Consider the following 21,363-nt stretch of genomic DNA (forward strand, 5'->3'; position numbering starts at 1 on the left):
TTTATGGGATTTTAATCTTGACCCCTCTCAAGCCAACGTCTATCTTTTATCGATATAAAGTATTGTCAAAACGATGCTTACGCGATCAATGATGGCTATTCTTGGCGTCGTACTCATCTTAATTCCATGGCTATTGTGGCAAAAAGGTAGAATTGGTTCCCATTACCTATTTGAGTGCCGCCTGGGGCAGGATATCAAATTGATACCAGGTGGATTCGCGGTTATCTCTTTTTTGATGAGGTAATTGTGTTCGTAGGTAATGGGAACTTTTTCTCTTCTCGAAGCAACCTTACCAGGCAGCAGGCCGCAAAATCGACGCAATCGCTAAAGTCGCCCTAACGCAAGGGACGATGAAAGCGAATACCGTCACTTCTCACACTGCCAAAGAACATCGCGTATGAATATCGCAGCCGCACTACCGATTGGAATCGGAGCCGCATCGTTGGCGGCCGGGACCATTCAGTCCGCCGCCGAGGGTTTCTTTTCATTGCTGGAAAGAGATACGGAAGAGATTTCAGCCGAGGCTTCTTCCGAAAGCAGCCAGGCCCTCGACACCTTCCTGGCAGCCAATGGCCAACTTAACGGACAAGCGGAAGACATCCGCGACGAAATCAAACGGCTGCTATCGAGATTTGAAGACATCCTCCGCCGCTCGGCCCATAGTTCTGGAATTAAGTTGCCGGAGTCCTATCAGCTTCGCTTCAATTCCGATGGTACACTTCAAGACGATCCAGGCGACCCTTTCGCCCAGCAGGTAAACTCGCTGCTAGAAAGCTCGCCGGAAGCCGCTTCATTGTTGGCGAATATAGCCGCTCAAACGAACGCGTTGAAAGCTGCCGCCGATCAGGCACGCTTTGCCCAAACATACAATCAAAACCCTGAGGAAGCCGTCGAAGCTCTCTCGCAAGATCAACAGAAACAGACTTCACTCAGTGTTACTTTTGTTGGTGGCGAGCCAACCAATTATCAGTTGGTTTCCGTGTAAGAGGGGCTTATGTCCTTCTTCAGAAAATCGGTCACACGCAAAGCAGCCGCTTCGCCACTTTGAATGCACTGCGGAACGCCTACGCCTCGATAGGCATTGCCAGCCACTTCTAACCCTGGCAACTTGGCCACTTCCGCTTCCAAAGCTGCTACGCGGTCAAGATGCCCCAGGTGATATTGCGGCATTTTGCCATTCCAACGCGTTACCAGATACTTCTCAGGCTCGCCCTCTAAGCCAATCAGTTCGGCAAGTTCGCTTTGGACGATCGATCGAATCTCTTCGTCGCTCAAGTCTGCCAGCTCAGGATGACAGGCCCCGCCAACAAAAACGCGCATGATGACTTTGCCATCTGGTGCCCGGCCTGGGTATTTAGCACTTGAGAAACTAACGGCCAAGATTTTCCGGTTCTCAATTTCAGGCACCACAAAGCCAAAGCCTTCAACGGGCCGCCGAATCTGCGCCTGGTCGACGGTTACGATTGCCACACTGCAACCAGCGTAGGGAATCTGGCGTAAGTAATGGGCAATTGTCTCCTGCTGGGCAAGAACTTCCGCTGCCTGAGGCGCCGGGAGAGCGACAATAACCGCATCGAATAACTGCGTTTGTCCATCGCATTGCACTTGCCAACCTTCCTCGCCAGGCTGAACGCCGGTCACCTTCACGCCGAGATGAACTGTTTGATTGGCTAGGCTTTCTTGGAGCTTACTGACGAGTTGCCCCATACCTTGCCTGGGGGCCACAAACATGGAATAGCGAGCCCCGCTTTCTTTCCCTTCTCCACTGGTCTGGGAACGTTTTCTCATTCCTTTTATCAAGCTACCGTGCTCACGTTCCATGCCCACAAACTGCTGCAAGGTCGCTTGCACGCTTAGCTTCTGCGGATCTGCTGTATAAATACCACCAATCAGCGGCTGCACCAGGCGATCGTACACTTCCTTGCCCAGTCGCCGTGTCACGAACGACTCAAGGCTTTCATCCGCCGTACTTTCGCGCCGAGGCACAAAATACTCCTGAGCCAGACGAAGTTTACCTCCCCAAGACAGAATGGGCGTGGTCACGATTGACCACATCTGGCTGGGCGCCATCAGCACAAAGCCTTCTGGCACCGGGTACAGATTGCCTTGGCGAAGCACATAAGCTTTGCGGAGGGCTTCGTTGGTATGCAGAAGTTCGCCCTCTATGCCCAAACGTTTACAAAGATCCAGCGCGTAGGGAATGTTGGTGATGAAATTATCCGCGCTATGTTCCAGCAAAAAACCATCATCCGTCTGGGAAGTTTGTAGCACGCCCCCCAGCTTCGAATCGGATTCAAACAAGTGAATCTCGGTGGACGGATCAAGTTCGTTCAGTCGATAAGCGGCTGCCAAGCCAGAGATCCCCCCTCCAATGACAGCGACTCGGCGTGGATTTTCAGATGTTTGAGACATGGCGGGCTCGATCTCATAGGTGTTCGCGTCTTGAGTTCCTCCCTTTATTGTAGAAAGAGAAGCCCGAATTGGTTACCCATACGACGCTGGGCGGGGTTGGCAGAAAAGAAGACGCAAGGGAAGATAGGGCTTCGCATACTCCCCAAATGACTGGAAGTCCTTGTTCTATCGGAAGATCTCGTGCGGATTGGCAAAACTCAAGTCGTCGATACTTTCGCCGAAGCATTCGGGATGGTCTATACCCGGCTAATTGTGACCGCCTACGACGAGCATTGGCTTTCAGCCGCCACGAACGAACTTTGCGGTTACGGTAGCAGCGTAATCGCTTGCGATGCCGAAGTGGGCGTCGAACGCCTCTTGCCGACTAATGAATCGCCGGACGGCCGCCCTGCTGCTGCGGTCCTTGCGTTTGGTTTCTCGGCGGATGCCCTGGCCAAAGCCATCTCGAAACGAGTTGGCCAATGCGTGATGACCTGTGCCTCGACAGCGGTCTTCGATGGACTTCCGGCAGCGGAAAAACGCCTGCCCCTAGGAAAAACATTGCGTTACTTTGGCGATGGTTTCCAGAAAAGCAAGGTCATCGGTGGAACGCGTTACTGGCGAATTCCCGTGATGGACGGCGAGTTTTTCTGTGTCGAGACCCTTGGAATCGAAAAAGGTGTGGCAGGCGGCAACATCATTTTTCAGGCGACTGACCAACCAACCGCCCTAACAGCAGCACGCCTAGCCATTGAAGCGTTGGCCCCGCTACCCAATGTTATTGCTCCATTCCCTGGCGGAGTCGCGCGCAGCGGAAGCAAGGTTGGCTCGAAATACAAAGGGCTGTCGGCTTCCACGTCTGACCGAAATTGCCCCACGCTGCGTGGCCGAGTCGATTCGCTGGTGGTGGAAGGTGCCAATTCGGTTCTAGAAATCGTACTCGATGGCACCAGCGAAGAGGCCATCGCTACCGGGATGAAAGCCACCATGCAAGCTGCGGCAATCGACGGCGTTTTGGCGATTGGAGCGGGAAATTATGGTGGAAAGCTTGGTAAATTCCACTTTCACCTGAAAGATCTTATCTAACCAACACGGCAAAAAAATACCCCGGATTCAGGCAAGCCAAATCCGGGGCACAATGGGGAGTGTTCGGTGGGTGAAGCGCTGTGTTGCCGACGATTTAGTCGCGCATCGCACTGATAATTGAATCGCACGAAATACTGCGTTCGGCGATCTGGCCTAAGTCGTTCAGCGAGCGACGCTGGCCCACGTTATTCCAGGCATTAATCTCCGCCAGTTCAGGCATGAGATCAATCAATTGATCCACCAGCACTTCCGACAAAATACCGATGTTGGGTTCCTGAGTCCGCTCAGAAATGGCTTTGACCGTCTTCATGATGCGAACCAGCTTGGCCCGCTCGCGAATCGGAGACGAAAGATTGTTCTGTGGTTCTTCCAGGAGATCGGCGATCGGAACATCCAAAATCTCGGCCCATTGCAGTAGCTCTGAGACGAGAAGGTCGGTGTCGGGCTTTTCCTCTTCGCGAACCTGGGAAGCCGGCATGCCAAGCTTCCGAGAGGCCGTTCGAAGGGAAACTCCCTGTTGTTTACGTAGCTCGCGGATGCGATGCAGCTTGCGAGGGGACTTTTTGCCCATCTCGGAAGGCGCAAACGGAATTACCGCGTGGTCCATGCTTAATGGAACCGTTGCCATGAGAAGTCCTCCCTATTCCGGAGGCTCAACCGATTGGCCTGTGACCGCAAAATCGCCACCAGCGAAGCGAAACAATCTCTTTAAGCACTAGCTAGGCGCATGCAACGTCTAGAAATGCCTGTAGGAAATAAAGTAGTAGATTGTCTGTTCCGGTAGTTTTGATCGAGGCCCAATTGCCAGGGGTGCCTAGTCCCATCGGCGAAGCCTTGTTTTGAAGCCGAGTAGCATCCTAGAGGAGAGTCAGGACGTCACTAAACTTCGTGAAAAGTGTGCCTGAAAACGCTTCAAGCATCGGAATGAGTCCGAAGCTTTCTCAAATGACCGCCCTAGTCAGTTAGGACAGTTGGCCAATTGAGTGAGATGATGAGGAAAAAGAGCCTGAATCATTTTCTCGGCACTGGGTGATTCTATCGAATGCGATTCGTCAAATCAAGCGTTTATCTTTTTTATTGGAAAGTTATTTGCCCCAGATCAAGCGATAAGGGGCAGCATCTGAACTAACCAAAAACTCAACCCAATTTGCCTGTTATTCGCCAGATGCGAATTCGTGAAGACGTTTCAAAAAGCGAGGCATTCTCAATCTCGGAGCTTGGGGTTTCACTACGTCGTTACGTTCTGCCGTCCCGTTCATTTCCGGCAATAAGGCTTCCGGCATTTCTTCCAACTCGCTGATATCGGCCCCCCACGCCGAGAGGCGCCGCAGTAGGTCTTCGGTCAGCGGTTGAGGATCCTCAGGCAGCAAATGATCGTAGTTCGGAGGGGTTACCGGGCAAATCACTTGCTGCTGACCGGCGGCCGTTGCATCGACGTGCATTGCCCACAACGAAATAATATCGTCCGTGGTCAATTTTCGATTCATGTCCTGGATGATAACCACTTCGCCACTGGCCGCCGCCAATCCTAGATCAATCGCCGAAGCATTGCCCCGTTTGGGCGTGAAGCGGCGCGAGCGGACTTGAGGAAACCGACAAGTGAGATCGTATAGCACTTCTTCGGTGCCATCGGTGGAGGCGTTATCGATGATCATCAGCTCGAATTCAGTCGCCAAATCTGCCATGATTTCCAAGAGGCGATCGACTTCGGCGGCGATGCTCGATTGGACATTGTGAACCGGCATGACGATGCTAAGAGACTTTTTCACGACGGAACCTCGATCTTGTCCATTGGGGGGATAAAACAATGCGGACTGGGGAGCGGAATGCCCCAGTTGTCCGAATAACCGGTCAACCTTCTAACCATTCGGCAAAGTGATTCCAGTGACTACAACGCTAGCGAACTCGGATCGAATTTGCCGAGTCTTCCGAGTAAGACGATTGATCTCGGCAATTTGCCTGTACCACTTGCCCGGGAGCGGGGGCAGTAGAAAGCGATTCTCGCTCCCTGCCAACCCACTTCTCGTGGCCTAACCCGGTTGCCGATCGCGTCGCGGAAGATCACACTAAATCAAATTGGTTTCCCATTTCTTGGCTGTTTGTACGAGTTGTTGTGCGATGTCGATTTCCTTGCCCCGCGAGCCTGATTTCGATAAGGCAGGCGGTTTGGTGCCTGCGATCGCCCAAGATGCGGCCAACGGCCAAGTATTAATGATGGCCTGGATGAATCGTGAAGCCTTCCAGGAAACCCTGGCCACCGGTCGAGCCGTTTACTTCAGCCGTAGCCGTAATAAGCTGTGGCGAAAAGGGGAAGAAAGTGGTCACCAGCAGCAAGTTCGCCAAATTCTGATCGACTGCGATGCCGACACGGTCCTGCTCCAGGTAGAACAAAAGGGGGCCGCTTGCCACGAGGGGTACCGTACGTGCTTCTTCCGAGAAGTGGGAACCGACGAAACCAAGATTGTTGAATCACGCTTGGTCGATCCGAGCGACGTTTATAAGAAGTGAATAACAGAGAGACATAGCATGAGCTTCGAAGCCAACTTAGCTGCTTTAAATGTGGAACTTCCCCCTGCGCCAAAGGCCATGGGGCTGTACAAGCCGGCGATTACCGTAGGCAATTTGGTTTACCTTTCAGGTCACGGCCCTTTGAGCCCCGACGGGACGTTGCAACTGGGTAAAGTCGGGAAAGACGTCGAACAAGAAGTGGGCAACGCGGCTGCTCGCCAGACGGGGCTCGCCATGTTGGCGACACTCAAGGCGCACCTGGGAAGTCTCGACAAGATCAAACGCTTGGTGAAAACATTTGGTATGGTCAACTGCGTCGACGATTTCACCCAACAGCCGGCAGTGATCAATGGCTTCAGCGAGTTGATGAAAGAAGTCTTCGGCGAAGATTGCGGCGTGGCCGCCCGGAGTGCGATTGGCGTAAACAGCTTGCCTGCTGGCATGACGGTGGAAGTCGAAGCCATCTTCGAACTCAACGCCGAGTAGCAACTGGCCAGGGCGGGAGATTCCCGCCCTGCTCGGCCAAGAGATATACTTCAACCGCTCCCCATCTCAGCGCATAACCCCCTTTGGGACAAAGGCCCTTGCCATGGAACGTGAATTCTACGATCGCGCGGAAAGCATTCGCGAACGACTCCTTCAACTGAAGGACTCTCTTTGACTACGCTACTAAACAGCAACAACTAAAAGCGATCGAAGCCCGTATGGCTGCCCCTGATTTCTGGGACAACCAAGAAAAAGCCCAAGAGACCGTGGGCCAAATGAAATCGTTGCGCAGCTTGATCGAGCCTTTAGACGAATGCCTGGGTGGAATTGAAGACCTTGATGTCATGCTCGAAATGGCCGAGGAAGACGATTCATTAGCGGCGGAGGTACCTGGGCAAGTCGAGCAACTAGAACAAACCCTGGAAGCGTTAGAACTGAAGGCGCTGCTCGACGGTCCGTATGATAACTGCGGAGCGATCGTTACGATCAACGCTCGCGACGGCGGCACCGATGCCAACGACTGGGCCGAGATGCTGCTGATTATGTATGGTCGTTGGGCCGATCAACACGACTACGCGGTCGAGTTAATCGATCGCACCGAAAACGAAGAAGCAGGCATCAACAATGCGACCTTCGTCGTGCGTGGCCCGATGGCTTATGGCTACCTTAAAGGGGAAACGGGCATGCACCGCTTGGTCCGAATCAGCCCGTACAACTCCGAAGGCAAGCGACAAACGAGCTTTGCGGCAGTAGACGTCTCGCCAGAAATTCCTGATAGCGAAGAAGTCGATATCGATGAAGACGATGTGCGTACCGACACTTACCGTGCCAGCGGCGCTGGCGGTCAGCACGTTAACAAGACCGATAGCGCGGTTCGTTTAACCCACATTCCCACCGGGATTGTTGTGCAGTGCCAGAATGAACGCAGCCAGCATAAAAACCGGGCGCAAGCTTGGAAGATGCTACGTTCACGAATTGCCCGAATTGAAGAAGAACGCCGGGAAAGCGAGCAAGCGGAAAAGTATAAAACGCAAGCCAAGATCGGTTTCGGCTCTCAGATTCGGAACTACTTCCTACACCCCGATCAACGTGTGAAAGACGCACGGACGGGTTTCTATGTGGGTAGTTTTCATAGCGTGATGAATGGGGAAATCCAAGGATTTCTCGATTCTTACCTTCGCTGGCGAGTCGGCCAGGAATCGCCTCAAAATTAAGCCCCTCCGGCGTGTTGCTCTCAGGAGCCTTAGCAACACGCCTTTGGAATATCAGGAGTTCAACGTCGTGTCGCAAGCCTCTTCAGAACCCACCGACCCATTCGTGGAATCGATCCGCGCGGACGAGACCGGGCTGTTTGTCAGCTTTGTAAAGCATCAAGATCGCTTTGCGCACGTGGTTGCTTTGGTTCAAGGGGAACAATGCACGCCAGTCTTTGCATCGATCGAAGGTTCGCAGGACGACGAAGACTGGCCCGAAAGTCCTCCTTTTCAAGAGATACACCTCGAAGAACGTGGTACCGGTACTATTGCCATGTTGGTCGGCAAGGCAGGCGACAGCCACTGGTCTGCTGCCGTCGAACCAACCAGTGAACCAGGCAAAATCCGCTTTTCGGTTGCCTGCCGGATGCAGGGTTACCCGATGCGAATCTGCAGTCGCTATGGCTTGATTCTCGAAGAGAAAAGTGAACCCACACTGGAACAAGACGGACCGTGGGTGTGGAAGATCAATGGTGTCGAACTATGCGTCGATGTGATTCCGCAAGATCAATTCCCCACGCCTGAAATTCCCGCGAATCAGAGTGGCTTTGAGGTCAACGCATCGTTGGATTTAGAGCCGTTCCCCAAGACGATTCAATGGATCTATGAGATCTGGGTTCGTTAAAGAACGCTAGACTTGTCGACTTGGCAAAAGTCAGGTCGCGGTCACTCGCCGCAAGACTCAATCGTTGGATCGATGTTAAGCACGCCATTGCAGTCGATACCGCCAACCGATGCAAGTAGCTCGACCATGAGGTCTTGCATTTTCGAAACGGTTCCGACGACCATCGCTCCATGTTCTTCCGGAATCCGCGATTGGACATCCGCAGTAAGTTGCCGCGAGGTTTCTGCCAGCAGTTTGGCGGCATGATCTAAACGTAGTACCGCCAAGCGTTGTTCCTGCTCGCCTTGGAAGGTGAACTGAGCATCTTGGCTATTTCTCTTCCAGGCCGTATTTGCAAACCACCGTAGAATACTATGGCGGCTGATAATGCCGACAGCTTTCCCATTATCGGCGATCAGGACCGTGCGGATCGAAACACGGTTGAAAAATTCCCAGACGATTCGCAGGCTAATCCCCGGAGGGTAACAGATCAAATTGCGCCGCATGACTTCGGAGATTTGAATTTTGTGTGCGTTCGATCGTATCGCCGCCGCTAATAAATCTTTCTCGCAAACGATGCCAACCAACGTTCCACTATCATCGACTACCGGAGCAGAAGGAATTCGGTAGTCGAGAAAGAATTTACTGACAGCCAAGACACTGGATTGAGGTGTCACACTACTCACGATCGGCATCATGGCGTCGGCCGCGATTGCCCCTTGGAAAAAATCTTCCAGGTGCCCAGTCGGGTCGCAACTAATCTGGGTATGCAGACTGTTAAAGGCCACCACCTGGTTTCGTCCGTTTCCCTTGGCTTCAAGCAAACATTGATCCGCAATCTCGATCAAGTCAGTAAATTCTTCCATTTCCGACAGTGGTTCAGCCAGCCCTAGGCTGATTGATACGTTAACGACAGCCGTATCAAGGATAATCTCGGTCGCTGCAATGCGTTTGCGGAAATTATCCGCCCAGATATAAGCCTGCGCCGAAGTTGTTTCCGGAAGCAAAGCGCAAAATTCTTCCCCACCATACCGACAGATAATGTCGGACTTCCGCACCGAAGCGGCAAACACACGCGATACTTCGCGTAAAACTTGATCGCCGGCCTTGTGGCCATGAATGTCGTTGATTCGCTTAAAGAAATCGATATCAAAGATCACGCAAGACAACGGCAAACGGTAGCGTTGTGCCCGGCTCCATTCCTTAGCAACTAATTCCTCGAAGACCCGCCGTGTTGGCAACCCTGTTAACTCATCGGAGTTTGCCAGTTGAGTCAGGCGCGTTTCTAGATTAAGAATTCGTTGCCCGGCCCGTATCCGCGCGATCAACTCGCTTCGGTCGATGGGCTTGGTGAGAAAATCATCCGCACCAGCATTGAACGCCGTTGTCAGATTCTCGCGATTGCCATGCGATGTGGCCATCACGATATACATGTAATGCGATTGGACCAAGTGGCGAGCATGGCGAATCAAGTCGATACCGTTACCGTCTGGCAACTCCCAGTCGGTAACCATGAACTTGAATTTATGCTTGGGGTCTTCTAATAGCTCAAGGGCTTCCAAGCAATTTGCAGCCTGGACAATTTCGTATCCTTCACGCGTCAGAAACTCGCAGATGAGAGTTCGAATAAGCTTGTCGTCATCCACAACCAACACGCGGCTGCGAATCGGACAGCAATCGAATTGTGGATCCGCTGGAGTATTCAATTCCGCTCTCTATATTACGAGATTCTGCGCCGACTTCTCCCAATCTAAGATCTTCCAAGGGTAGATTACAATTGATTGAGAGGTAGTCTTTTATTGAATTCTTAGAGAATTTTAACACCACCACACGTATCGTCTTCCATCCATCGTTTGCGGATGGTAACGATTGTTAGGAAGGTTCCCCTCCTGCTATGTGTATCAGGTGTGCCAGCCCAGCGCCCTAGTTGGTAGCCGTGTTGCGTCGATTTGAGTGATTGCATCGTTTAGGATTGGTCGATTCCGTTGATAGGAATTAACGGCCTCATTCCACGGATCGGAGTGTGTCTTGCCGTCCCCTTTCATGGATGGACTGATGAATCGACTTCTGCCCCCAGCTCGAAGAGTTGCCATCGCGCTGACTTTAACGGTTACAACCGTTATCGGGTGTCAGCGTGGTTCGGAACTTGCCAACAAGCCAGAGCAACCGGTTACCCCAGTATCCGCTCCGCAACCGTTTAATGCGCCGGACAATGTGCGTCCAATGACCCAATTGGCAGCGCACCTTTCCATCAGCGAAGCCTACAAGAACATCGTTGATAACCCGCACATCTCGCCCGAGCGCACTCCTCCGGTCGAATCGGAGTCGGCCCCCAACCCTTCGGTCTCGCTCGATAAGATTCGCTTTCCCTTGAAGATCGAGCGCTCGGTCAAACCGGAACAATCCGCACCAAGTGAAATAACACCGCAAGTCGCTGCAGCCCCAATAAATCGCCCCAGCCAACCACCAGGCCACTTCGATACCCCCCAAGCCCCGCTGGATTTGAATCCGCCGACAATTGCTCCTCCTTCGCAACAATCGGCGTTAATACTCGAACCATCGCCCCAAGATCTTCCCCAGCGGATTGCCCCGCCGATTGAATCGCATCCGCGTTTCGAAACGGTTGCTCCTCAACCAGCGCCGGTGCCACGTCAAACCATCGAGCCAAACTATCTTCGGAACCTGCCTCCCACAGGCCGATTCACGCAAGATAACGCGCAGCCCAAGCCCAATCTTGATTTTGAAGCTCCCCAGGGGCCATTCGTCAGCGGACCACCAGCTTCCTTTGTTAGCCTTGCTCCTGCTGCCACTCCGGCCAATCCAGCTTTAGCGCCTGCACGCAATACCGTCGAAGACCTCAAAGGGCCTGGCCTATCTGTCCCTGCCCCCCGGCAGCCGGCACGACCTTCGCCCGAACAGGTAACACCTCCGCCGCAATCACGTCCGGAGATCGATCATGCATTGATCGCCGTGCGAGGAAGGATGAACTCGCTAGTCGATCATGGCTTAGTTCTCGCCCAACGAGGTGCTTACTTTTCCGCTCGGGCAGAATTCATTCAGGCCTTGCGGCTCGCGACTCAAACGCTCGATACGGCGGAACGAACACACCGCCATAGCGATGCCTTGGCCGAAGCCCTGGCAGCCTTGGACGAGGCGGGCGACTTCATTCCCTCCGGGGCTCGTCTAGAAGCGAATGTCGATCTTGACTTGGTGGTTAGCTCGCATCGCACGCCGGTGCTCAAAGACAAAGACCTAGAACACGAAACCACGCTTACCGCAACGCAACAGTATTTTTCGTTTGCTCAGCAGAAACTAATGGTGGCCTGTGCGGGCATTCCCGAAACATCACGTGCGTTGGTTGGCATGGGGCGAATCCAGGAATACCTGTATCAAACTGCCGGCGACAATCGGACCTTGATCGGGCCTCGCTCGATTGCCTTGTTTCAAACCGCCTTGGCAATCGATGGACGGAACTTTGAAGCAGCCAACGAATTGGGCGTGTTGCTGGCACGTTACGGCCAGTTCGAGGAAGCCAAGCAAGCTTTGCTGCAAGGCGTAAAATCGGTTCCCCGTCCTGAAATCTGGCAAAACCTCGCTTCGATTCACGAAACGCTGGGAGAATTGGAATTAGCCCAGCGAGCCAAGCAAGAAGCGGAAATGGCTCAACAATTCGTTCAGCTAAACGGCGACCTGAACACGGTCCGATGGGTTACTCCGGAAGAAATGGCGCGCCATGGCCAAGCCAATGCCAACTTAAAGCAATCGGTTCCCGCAGATAACATTCCGCCGATCGCACAGCGTCGCACTACTCAATCGACTCGATAAGACGGTCAAGGATTCGACCTCCCATGCGTAACTCGATTTTTATCATCAGCGGACTGGTGTTCGCTTTCTGCATCTCGCCAGCTTGGGCTCAATACGCCGAGCAAGGTTACGATCCTCGTACGAGCGATATCCTGGTTGGCGTCGATTCGACCGACCCGACCTGTGAAGGGGAACCGCATTGGAACGCACGGCGTCCGATTCCTTGGCAGGTGTTTGCCCAAGGGGAATACGTTGGTCCTGCACGAACGCCGCATGTTCCCGAGTATCGCTTGCGTGTCGACGACCAAATTGACTTTGTCTTTCGCTTATCACGCCAAGAGACCAGTCAGGTTTACCGGCTGAATGTCGGCGACGAAATTAAGATCGAGTCTTTAACCGACAAGCAGTTAGACCGCGAGCGGGTCGAGGTTATGCCGGACGGTTCTATTACGGTGATGCTGCTGGGACGGGTTCAGGCCGCTCGGCGCAGCATTCAAGAGGTGCGTGATGACCTCGAAAAGAAGTACCAGAAGTACTACAAAGTTCCCTCGATCACGGTAACTCCGGTAAAAATCAATACGAAGCTAGAAGACCTTCGCGCCACGGTCGACAGCCGGGCAGGCGTCGGTGGTCAACAGCGAAGCAGCCGAGTCATTCCTGATGGCACGGTCCAGCTTCCCGCGCTCGGTAGCATCCCGGCTCAAGGTTTGACGCTCGACGAATTGAAGCGTGAAATTGATGAACGTTATGCTCGCGAGATTGAAGGAATTGAGGTCACACCGGTACTCATTCAACGGGCAGCACGTTTTGTGTATGTTCTGGGTGAAGTCCCCAACCCAGGTCGGTATGAGTTGACCGGTCCCACTACGGCAATTCAAAGTGTCGCCATGGCTGGCGGCTGGAACGTCGGGGCCAACCTCCGCGAAATCGTGGTTTTTCGTCGAGCCGAAGACTGGCGTTTGGTGGCCACCAAACTTGATCTTAAAGGGGCTTTGTACGGCAAACGCCCAGCCCCATCCGATGAACTTTGGATTCGCGACGCCGATATCGTAATCGTCCCCAAAAGCCCTATTTTGTGGGCAGACGAGTTTATCGAGTTGGTCTTTACGAAAGGCATCTACGGCGTCGTCCCCTTCCAAGGGGTTAATATCAGCGTGAACAAGCTGACTACGTTCTAACCGCCTGGTGAAATTGGCGACCAATCCTGGGGAAAAATTGTTCGTTGGCGAAACTTTCTCTACTTCGTTACAGTTTACGAAGTAGGAAGTCCTTCGCTTCAACATCCCCAGGAGTGTTCGCATCGTGAACCATCCTCTTCGTTGCTTCGCCGTCGCCACTTTTCTTTTCGGTTTCCTCGCTGTCTCTTCATTCGCCCGCGAATCGAAGATCGAACCGCAACCGATTGGCAAGCATATTGAACAGTTCGAGCTAAAAGACTTTCGCGGCAAAACCTACAAGCTATCCGACTACAGCGATAGTAACGTCGTGGTGCTGGCATTCATCGGATGTGAATGCCCTGTGGCGAAAAGGTACACGGTGACGCTGCAAAAGCTGGCCCAGGAATTCAAAGACGACGGCGTCACCATTCTGGCCATCGACGCCAATCAGCACGATTCGATTACCGAAATGGCCGCTTTTGCCAAGGTCCATTCCCTGGAAATTCCCTTCCTGAAAGACCTAGCCAACCGTTTAGCCGACCAAGTCGGCGCCCGTCGAACCCCTGAGGTGATCCTTTTGGACCAAGGGAGAACCATTCAGTATCGAGGCCGCGTTGACGATCATTTTCTGGTGGGCAATGTCCGTGAAGGATCGACCCGCGACGATCTCAAAATCGCGATTCAGGAAGTTCTCGCTGGCCAGCCCGTTACCGTTAAGGAAACCGAACCGGTGGGCTGCCATATTGGCCGAATCCTAGAAGCGGACGAATCGGCCCAGGTAACTTACTCGAACCAAGTTTCCCGAATCCTTCAAAATCGCTGCATTGAATGTCATCGTGAGGGCGAGATTGCCCCGTTTGCCTTGACAGACTACGACGAGGTGGTGGGCTGGTCGGAGATGATTGCGGAAGTGGTTGAGGATCAACGGATGCCACCATGGCACGCGGACCCGAAGTATGGCCATTTCTCGAACGACCGAAGTTTGAGCGAGCAGGAAAAAAAGACCATTCTCGATTGGGTAGAAGCAGGCGCCCCTCAAGGGGATCCTCAGCAACTCCCCCAACCCAAGACCTTCGTGCCAGGCTGGTCACTTCCACAGAAGCCTGACTTGATCTTAGATATCACCCAGACCGGGAAACCAGAACTAGTCCCGGCGGAAGGGGAAGTCGAATACAAATACATCCGCGTCGATCCTGGCTTCAAGGAAGATGTCTGGATTAAGGGAGCCGAACTGCGCCCTGGCAATCTGCAAGTTGTTCACCACATCCTTTGCTTTGCGATTCCCCCCGGTACCAATATGGAGAAGTTCCAAGGAGGAGCGCGCAGCTTTCTGGTGGGCTACGTACCGGGCAAGCTCGCTGAAAACTACCCTGACGGCATGGCGAAGCGAATTCCAGCGGGCTCGGCTTTGATCTTTCAGATGCACTACACGCCAATCGGCTCACCTCAGGAAGACCTCAGCCAACTTGGGCTGTCCTTTATCGACGAAAAAGAGGTGAAGCACGAAATTCATACAACCAGCGCATTGCAGCGTCGTCTCGCGATTCCACCTGGCGACGCCAATCACCAGGTCGAAGCCGATTCTCCTCGTTCTCAAGATGACAAGACGGTATTGCTTGGTTTCATGCCGCACATGCACCTACGCGGCAAATCCTTCCGCTACATGTATGTTTCTCCCGATGGGCAAGAAGAAACTTTGATCGATATTCCTCACTACGATTTCAACTGGCAAACCGCCTACATCCTGGCCGAACCGCGTGAGATGCCGAAAGGTTCGTACATTCACGCTGTCGCGCATTTCGACAACTCGAAGAATAATCTGTTTAATCCCGATCCAACAACAACGGTTCGCTGGGGGGATCAAACGAGTGATGAAATGATGATTGGCTACTTCGACGTTGCAGTTCCCAAAGATGGCGTGGCCCCCGATCCTGGCATCGGACTTTTAGTTCTCGGGGCAAGCCAAAAAGATCTAGCCAACCGGGCTCAAGATATCGTCCGGCGTTTCGATAAAAACGGAGACAACATTGTGCAGCAAAACGAAGTCACGCTGGTTGGGCTGGGGCTGTTCAAGAAATTTGATCTCAATGGCAACCAAGAGGTCACCATCGAGGAAGTTCACCATAACCTGGAAGGAAACATCGAGTTGCTTCAAGCCCTACGGAAGTTGAAGTAGTTCAACACGTAATCTTGTCTGATCCCAAATCCCGTTAGGCCGACAAGCTATCGGGACCATTCTGGTCCAGTACGTGCAAGAAGCGACCTCCGTTGTCATACCATCCTTGCCGCGTAAAACGGGTCCACAACAGGTCGGTCACTAAGGAAGCCCGGGTGCCGTCATCCGACTCTAACGTCAAGATCACACGGCGATAGGGTAACGGCTCTCGATGATAAAAATCGATTCCTCTTTCCGTTATGTTCTTGCCGACGACCACCGTCGTCAGCTCGTTTAGTGGCTGGCCAGACGCGTCGATTGGGGTCATGTACAGGAGGTGAGGATACGGATATCGAAAGTCCTTGCGGCGTTCGTCGGTGATCTTCTTCGGAAGAATGCGACCAATTAATTGTCCTACCGTGGAACGCACTTTCACTTCGCTGCATTCGGAACAGGCAGGAATCGCGCTGAAAGCAAACTCAGACACAATCGAAACGGCGTGTGATCCATTCGCCATGGTGCATCACCTGGTGGGGGAAATCGGAGTCGAAAGACTAGAGACTGTACGACGAGTTCCATCGCCAGGTTTAATCTGGCAGGCGTATTCTGGCACAATAGCTAAGCCGCAAGGCCAGGCAGTTGCTGCTACCTTCGTCACGAAAATCGCTGCGGAACTATTGAAATAAATACTTCATGATATGCTGATGGCAAATCTAAAGATAAACGATTGCGGATGGTCGCAATTCTCGTTAGCTGGGGAGAAGATGCCGATATTGACGTTTAAGCTGGGCTACGGATAGCGGATCGTCGCTCAGAGCGGCCATCGCCGAATGTAAAACGTTTTTGGCCTCGAACCATTCGCCCCGCGATTTGGCATCATCGATCCAGCTCTCATAGATAGAACGTACAGAAAGCCGGCTTTCCCCAGGCTTCCATTGCGCCAAACGCACGGCATCCTCGTAGCGACCATCGCGGCACCATTGGTCGATGACAGCATCAACAATGCGGCGGCGGTTCTCTGTTAATTGCTCGTCGCCAACAGCTTGAGCTTCGATCTGTTGGAGCACCTTGAAAGCCTGATCGCAATCATGCTGACCAACGCAAAGAACCGCCCAATTATTGAGGATCGCCACGCGGTTTTTCATGGCGGCAGGGTCTTGGGGATCGAGGGCCAACGCGCGATCGAGTAGCTGGATCGCCGTAGAATACTCGCTTTGAGCCGCTGCCAAGCTGGCTTGGTTATAAGGTATTTTGGCGGCTAAGCCACGCGAGGAAAGGACACTTGCCGAATCGCCTGCTTGGACTGCCGGTGCTTGCTCTTGGTCGTGCGGTTCCAACAAGAACCAAGTCGGGCACGTTGTCTCGATATCGAGAATGGGACGACTTAACAGCCGGCACCAGACATGCCCTCGCGTTTGCATCGCCATGGTGGGTAGGCCGGCATGGTCGGCCAACACCTGATAGAGAATGGTCGCCGAAACGCAGTTGTAATTTCCTTCAAGCAGCGCCACGCTAAGCAAGTTCTGGTCTTCATCGTACTCTCCAGTCAGCAGTTGATCGTGCATCGACTGAAAAACCCACTCCCCCCGCTCTTTCAATCCCATTCGGCCCCATTGCGATGGTAAATGGTTTTCCATCCATGTGCAGTGGTCGCGGAGACGTTGTTGCGCTTGCTCTCGCTCGGCTGCGGCGAGGTGATCTCCTTCAGCTGCCCAGCTCAGTTCGGCCAATGTCGCCGGCCGCGAGATCGTCTGGGCTGAGGCCGTGCCGGGAAAGGACGACACAAGCATCACCGTGACATAAATGTACACGGCCAGCCAAAAGATACGTTCAGATTCCTTCCAATAACAAGACATACCGCATTCGACCGGGATTTGGTTCTCGGGAGAGTTTCCAAAGTGTGCGCGATAGAGGAGGACGCGGGAGAGAAACCTGCCGAGAAACCTGGAGGTTAAGCGCAACCTGTTCGTTAGAGCCCGATCGATCCGTACGACCGTTCCCTGCCCTAGCCGTGGAATTAGCAAAGCGGCATCCTTGCTTTGGCAGCTAGTGGCGGTATATTATCAAGTACGCCTGCGGGTGTAGCTCAATGGTAGAGCCCTTGCTTCCCAAGCAAGTTACGAGGGTTCGATTCCCTTCACCCGCTTTAGAAAAGCCCACATCTTTCGGTGTGGGCTTTTTTTGTGCATCTAGCTACGGAAACCGATCTATTTCACCTCGAATTCGTAGGTCTCGATCTGCAGCGAGTTGCTGGTAGGTGATTTGATTCTTACGTGGACCTTCACTTTGCCTCTGCCAACCGGCAAAACCAAGACCCGCTTGTTCGCAGGCCCTAACAACGGCATCTCGCCGTTGATCTTTTGAACGTCGTATAGTCGTGCTTGCGCCAGTCCTTCGACCGAAGTGGTGATTACCGAGCCTGCAATCGCTGATGGCTGAATCGTGGCGATGTCTTCAATCGACATCCGAATGGGCTCACGGCTCGCATTCCCCTCAAGCACGAACAAAGTCGCCCCTTCGGCGTTACCACCGACGAACGACGCTACCAGGACAAGGCTAAGCGTGAAAATCAAATTTTTCATTACAAACATACCCCAATCTCGAAAACGAGCATTTAGCATCAACTCCCAACCATAGGACGCCCCAGCTTGAAGCAGCGTTTTTGCTGGCCATTTTTTTATTTCAAAATGGTTTTGGTAATTGGTACGATAAGAGCCCTACTTCGCTCATCCCGCTTCCTTGCCCCACAAAAAACCATGCTGCTTTGTCGCCCTGCTCTACTGCTGCTCGTCCTTGTTTGCTCTCTTCCTTCCCTGACGTTCGCCCAGGAAGTAGCGGAGGTGTATCTACTTTCCGGACAGTCCAATATGGCTGGTAGCGGGCGGAAAGAGCAATTGCCAGAGCATTGGCAAACGCCGGTTCCCAACGTCCAGTATTGGAACGGGGAAGCGTTTGTCACCTTTGATCCAGGGCAACTTAATCTAAATGGCAAAGACCGGTTCGGGCCTGAACTTGGTTTCGCTCACACTCTGGGCACTCTTAATCCAGACCAAACCTTCTACATCGTAAAGTTCGCTCTTAGCGGCCAGCCCTTACATGCCGGATTTCATGGCGGAAAATGGATGGGAGCGGAGCCAGGCCCCAATCGCAACACGTTCTATCCAGGAGAAGCCGCAGACGATCCGAACCGTGGCAATCACTACAAACGACTCCACGGCCAGTTTTCAGCAGCGTTAACGGCCCTTAAGCAGGCAGGCAAAACACCTCGGCTGCGTGGGATTGTCTGGATGCAGGGCGAAGCAGACGCCAAGCAAGAAGTTTCAGCGCTCACTTATGATCAATCGATTGACCTCCTCAAACGGCGAATTGAAGAAGATTGTGCCAGCGGTCCGGTTCCCTTTGTGATGGGCGAGATCCTACCGCACGATCCACCTTTGGAACGTTTCACCCATCGCTCGGCAATCCGCCAAGCTCAACAAGCAGCTGATATGCGATCTGGCTCTCCTCGCGCGATCTCTGGAGTCTGGAATGTCTCTACCGATGGAATGCCCCTGCTAGCAGACACCGTCCACTACGACACCAAAGGGCAGTTAATGCTGGGCACCTCCTTCGCTTTAGGGGTAACCGAAGCAGAGAACATGCTGCAGATGCTGGCCCAGAAGAAGGAATCGGGCAAATAGTTTGCTAGCATCTGCTAGGAAATAGCTTGATGCTGGTGACTGATATTGCTGGACATCGCGAATCGTTGTAGCTTTCTCCGGTTCCTAATTTCGCCATGCTGGCAGAGGCCACGGATGTGCCCTAGCCGAAGGCGACGCCCGACGGTGTAGTACGCTGCCAATGGCATCGTACGATTGCCGGCTCAGAAATTGCACGATTCAAGCATGAACTACCTGCTACTCGCAATACGCCACTGTGTTTCCCACTACCGCTGGTCGATCATTGGTTCGCTGATTTGCTCTCTGTTAGTTGGTGTGTTATGGGGAGCGAACATCGGGGCTGTCTATCCGTTCGCAGAGGTGATCTTTAAAGGGCAAAGTCTGCACGAATGGGCCGAGACCGAAACGAACAACTGCAACGAAAAGATCGCAGAAGTCGAAGCTGAAATCGCTGACTTCGACCAGAAAATCGCTGCGGCACAAGACCCAGCCCAAATTTCTAAGCTGAAAGCGTCTCGTGATTTCGCAGAAACCGAGCTCAAAAGCTGGGAGTCGAAATTAGGGAATGTCAACAAATCGAGGCCCTATATTGACGCCTATGCTCCTCATGGTCCCTTCAACACGTTGTTGGCGCTGGTGGCGTTCTTGCTGGTTGGTACCGTTCTCAAAGGGATTTTTCTCTCGCTCAGTATGATGCTCGTCGCGCGGGCCACTCAATTAACGACACTCGATCTTAAGCAACAGCTTTTCAAGAAGTTGCTCGAAGTTCGCCTGGGCAAAACTCATATTTCAACCGGAGATTCCACCAGCCGCATGAACGGCGACGTCGCCTCGATTGGTGGCTCCCTGGAGATCTTGTTCGGTAAGACGGTTCGCGAACCAATCAAAATGGTCGCGTGCTTAGCTGGGGCTGCCTATATCAACTGGCGGTTATTGATCCTTTCGCTCTTGATTGCTCCGGCGGCAGCCTTCGTGCTGTACCGCTTGGCCCGCACGATCAAGAATTTGAACCTATCGCAAATCATGATCAATGCCCGAATTACCGGGTTCTTTATTCAGATTATGCACGGTTATTACGTGGTGAAAGCTTATGGCACCGAAGAATACGAGCAAGCTCGCTTCGAGGAAAAATCACGCCAGGCCTATTGGGAGCAAGTCAAAATCCGGTTCTTCAATTCGATGGTGCGAGTGAACAACGAAGTTCTCGGCTTGGGCATGGTTTGCCTTTCTTTGATTGCCGGGGGCTACTTGGTATTGAATAAGGAAACTCATATTTTCGGAATTCCCTTGGCCGACAAACCGATGGAGCTCGGTTCGATTCTCGCGTTCTACGCATTGCTTGTTGGCTGTACCGACCCATTACGAAAACTAGGTGATGTGTTCGGAGCGATTCAAGCTGGTATCGCTAGTGCCGAGTTGGTTTACCCTTTGCTGCAAATGGAAATGCCTATTTCCGATCCCAAAGATCCCATCCCCACCGCAAGCGTTGGTCGCGATATCACGTTGAAAGATGTGGAGTTCTGCTACATCGAAGACACACCAGTGCTGAAGAAACTGAACCTAACCATCGCTCAAGGAGAAGCGATTGCTATCGTAGGCCCCAACGGCTGTGGGAAAAGTACGATCATTAATTTATTAATGCGTTTCTACGACCCCGATTCCGGCCAAGTGCTGCTTGGGGGAACCGACCTGCGACAATTCGCTCAGCACGATTTACGTTCAAAAATCGCGCTCGTAACACAGTCGACGGTGCTCTTCGACGAATCGATTCGCGAGAACATTCGCTACGGCAATATGGATGCGACCGATGAAGAGGTGTTGAAAGCAGCTAAGTTGGCTTACGTCGATCAATTTGTGCAAACCCACATGTCCGATGGCTACAACACGATGTGTGGCGACCGTGGTACGAGCCTCTCTGGCGGGCAACGTCAACGAATCTCGATCGCGCGAGCTCTGCTGCGAAATCCAGATATCATCATCATGGACGAAGCGACTAGCCAAATCGACATGGATAGTGAACGGTTGATTCACGAGAGTCTAAAAAACTGCATTGTCGGACGAACGGCAATTCTAATCACCCATCGTGCTAGTACGTTGAAACTGGCCAGTCGTATCGTTGTGATGAATCACGGCCAGATCGAGGCAACCGGAACTCACGAAGAACTAATCCTCAGCAGCAAGACCTACCGACGGCTTTATGTCGAGGACGATTCGAGCAGTTCCGATTCTCTCGTCGAGAAAAAATCGGCAGCTTAGATCG

The 21,363-nt window shown here is 52.9% G+C and carries 18 protein-coding genes and 1 tRNA gene; 12 read left to right on the forward strand and 7 right to left on the reverse strand.

All coding sequences use genetic code 11. The features are described 5' to 3' along the window. Positions 1-397: 397 nt before the first annotated feature. On the forward strand, positions 398-985 hold the full coding sequence (locus tag DTL42_RS06275) for a hypothetical protein (protein WP_114367791.1): 588 nt from the start codon (positions 398-400) through the stop codon (positions 983-985). On the opposite strand, the gene hemG is transcribed toward DTL42_RS06275, so the two are convergent. Then, entirely contained in the window at positions 967-2,412 is a 1,446-nt protein-coding gene (gene hemG / locus DTL42_RS06280; RefSeq protein ID WP_114367792.1) for a protoporphyrinogen oxidase, read from the reverse strand. The two genes, DTL42_RS06275 and hemG, sit on opposite strands and share 19 nt — an antisense overlap. A 180-nt stretch (positions 2,413-2,592) precedes the next feature. Between hemG and fhcD the strand changes: the two genes are divergently transcribed. Beyond that, complete coding sequence (gene fhcD / locus DTL42_RS06285; protein ID WP_114367793.1) at positions 2,593-3,477, forward strand: formylmethanofuran--tetrahydromethanopterin N-formyltransferase; 885 nt, start codon at positions 2,593-2,595, stop codon at positions 3,475-3,477. 94 nt (positions 3,478-3,571) lie between these two features. Here the strand turns inward: fhcD and DTL42_RS06290 are convergent, their stop codons facing one another. Together DTL42_RS06290 and DTL42_RS06295 are read right to left on the reverse strand one after the other, a co-directional pair. Next, a complete protein-coding gene (locus tag DTL42_RS06290) occupies positions 3,572-4,105 on the reverse strand; it encodes a helix-turn-helix domain-containing protein (protein ID WP_114367794.1) in 534 nt (177 codons plus the stop codon). Between the two features lie 526 nt (positions 4,106-4,631). Next, positions 4,632-5,246, reverse strand: a complete 615-nt coding sequence (locus DTL42_RS06295) for a glycosyltransferase family 2 protein (protein ID WP_147274177.1) — start codon at positions 5,244-5,246, stop codon at positions 4,632-4,634. A 349-nt stretch (positions 5,247-5,595) separates the two neighbouring features. On the opposite strand from DTL42_RS06295, the gene hisI reads away from it, so the two are divergent. The 4 genes from hisI (at position 5,596) to DTL42_RS06315 (ending at position 8,349) form a co-directional block, all read left to right on the forward strand. Next, positions 5,596-5,985 carry a phosphoribosyl-AMP cyclohydrolase gene (gene hisI / locus DTL42_RS06300; protein ID WP_114367796.1) on the forward strand — a complete coding sequence of 130 codons (390 nt, stop codon included), beginning with the start codon at positions 5,596-5,598 and terminating at the stop codon, positions 5,983-5,985. 18 nt (positions 5,986-6,003) lie between these two features. After that, positions 6,004-6,471, forward strand: a complete 468-nt coding sequence (locus DTL42_RS06305; RefSeq protein ID WP_114367797.1) for a RidA family protein — start codon at positions 6,004-6,006, stop codon at positions 6,469-6,471. 103 nt (positions 6,472-6,574) lie between these two features. Next, a protein-coding gene (prfB, locus tag DTL42_RS06310; protein WP_338065617.1) for a peptide chain release factor 2 occupies positions 6,575-7,685 on the forward strand; the annotation gives its coding sequence in 2 pieces (ribosomal slippage) (positions 6,575-6,643 and positions 6,645-7,685; 1,110 coding nt in all). Between the two features lie 67 nt (positions 7,686-7,752). Next, entirely contained in the window at positions 7,753-8,349 is a 597-nt protein-coding gene (locus tag DTL42_RS06315; protein WP_147274178.1) for a hypothetical protein, read from the forward strand. Positions 8,350-8,390: 41 nt separating this feature from the next. Here the strand turns inward: DTL42_RS06315 and DTL42_RS06320 are convergent, their stop codons facing one another. Then, positions 8,391-10,034 carry a diguanylate cyclase gene (locus DTL42_RS06320; RefSeq protein ID WP_114367800.1) on the reverse strand — a complete coding sequence of 548 codons (1,644 nt, stop codon included), beginning with the start codon at positions 10,032-10,034 and terminating at the stop codon, positions 8,391-8,393. A 349-nt stretch (positions 10,035-10,383) separates the two neighbouring features. Between DTL42_RS06320 and DTL42_RS06325 the strand changes: the two genes are divergently transcribed. The 3 genes from DTL42_RS06325 to DTL42_RS06335 all read left to right on the forward strand — a co-directional run bounded on the left by DTL42_RS06325 (position 10,384) and on the right by DTL42_RS06335 (position 15,465). Then, on the forward strand, positions 10,384-12,153 hold the full coding sequence (locus DTL42_RS06325) for a tetratricopeptide repeat protein (RefSeq protein WP_114367801.1): 1,770 nt from the start codon (positions 10,384-10,386) through the stop codon (positions 12,151-12,153). Positions 12,154-12,176: 23 nt separating this feature from the next. Continuing rightward, the gene (locus tag DTL42_RS06330) at positions 12,177-13,310 is read left to right on the forward strand and encodes a polysaccharide biosynthesis/export family protein (RefSeq protein WP_114367802.1); all 1,134 of its coding nucleotides are present in this window, start codon (positions 12,177-12,179) and stop codon (positions 13,308-13,310) included. A 124-nt stretch (positions 13,311-13,434) separates the two neighbouring features. Continuing rightward, the gene (locus DTL42_RS06335) at positions 13,435-15,465 is read left to right on the forward strand and encodes a redoxin domain-containing protein (protein ID WP_199590033.1); all 2,031 of its coding nucleotides are present in this window, start codon (positions 13,435-13,437) and stop codon (positions 15,463-15,465) included. 34 nt (positions 15,466-15,499) lie between these two features. On the opposite strand, the gene DTL42_RS06340 is transcribed toward DTL42_RS06335, so the two are convergent. Further along, on the reverse strand, positions 15,500-15,961 hold the full coding sequence (locus DTL42_RS06340; protein ID WP_114367803.1) for a hypothetical protein: 462 nt from the start codon (positions 15,959-15,961) through the stop codon (positions 15,500-15,502). Between the two features lie 232 nt (positions 15,962-16,193). Beyond that, a complete protein-coding gene (locus DTL42_RS06345; RefSeq protein ID WP_114367804.1) occupies positions 16,194-17,300 on the reverse strand; it encodes a hypothetical protein in 1,107 nt (368 codons plus the stop codon). 219 nt (positions 17,301-17,519) lie between these two features. On the opposite strand from DTL42_RS06345, the gene DTL42_RS06350 reads away from it, so the two are divergent. Continuing rightward, positions 17,520-17,590, forward strand: a tRNA-Gly gene (locus tag DTL42_RS06350). A gap of 61 nt (positions 17,591-17,651) precedes the next feature. Here the strand turns inward: DTL42_RS06350 and DTL42_RS06355 are convergent. After that, positions 17,652-18,026 carry a hypothetical protein gene (locus DTL42_RS06355; protein WP_147274179.1) on the reverse strand — a complete coding sequence of 125 codons (375 nt, stop codon included), beginning with the start codon at positions 18,024-18,026 and terminating at the stop codon, positions 17,652-17,654. Positions 18,027-18,200: 174 nt separating this feature from the next. On the opposite strand from DTL42_RS06355, the gene DTL42_RS06360 reads away from it, so the two are divergent. Both DTL42_RS06360 and DTL42_RS06365 read left to right on the forward strand, forming a co-directional pair. Continuing rightward, positions 18,201-19,124 carry a sialate O-acetylesterase gene (locus DTL42_RS06360; protein WP_158545256.1) on the forward strand — a complete coding sequence of 308 codons (924 nt, stop codon included), beginning with the start codon at positions 18,201-18,203 and terminating at the stop codon, positions 19,122-19,124. Between the two features lie 204 nt (positions 19,125-19,328). Further along, positions 19,329-21,359, forward strand: coding sequence for an ABC transporter ATP-binding protein (locus DTL42_RS06365; protein WP_114367807.1), 2,031 nt, complete (start codon positions 19,329-19,331; stop codon positions 21,357-21,359). Positions 21,360-21,363: the final 4 nt, after the last annotated feature.

Origin of the sequence: Bremerella cremea (assembly GCF_003335505.1) — a bacterium.
Taxonomy (GTDB): Bacteria; Planctomycetota; Planctomycetia; order Pirellulales; family Pirellulaceae; genus Bremerella; species Bremerella cremea_A.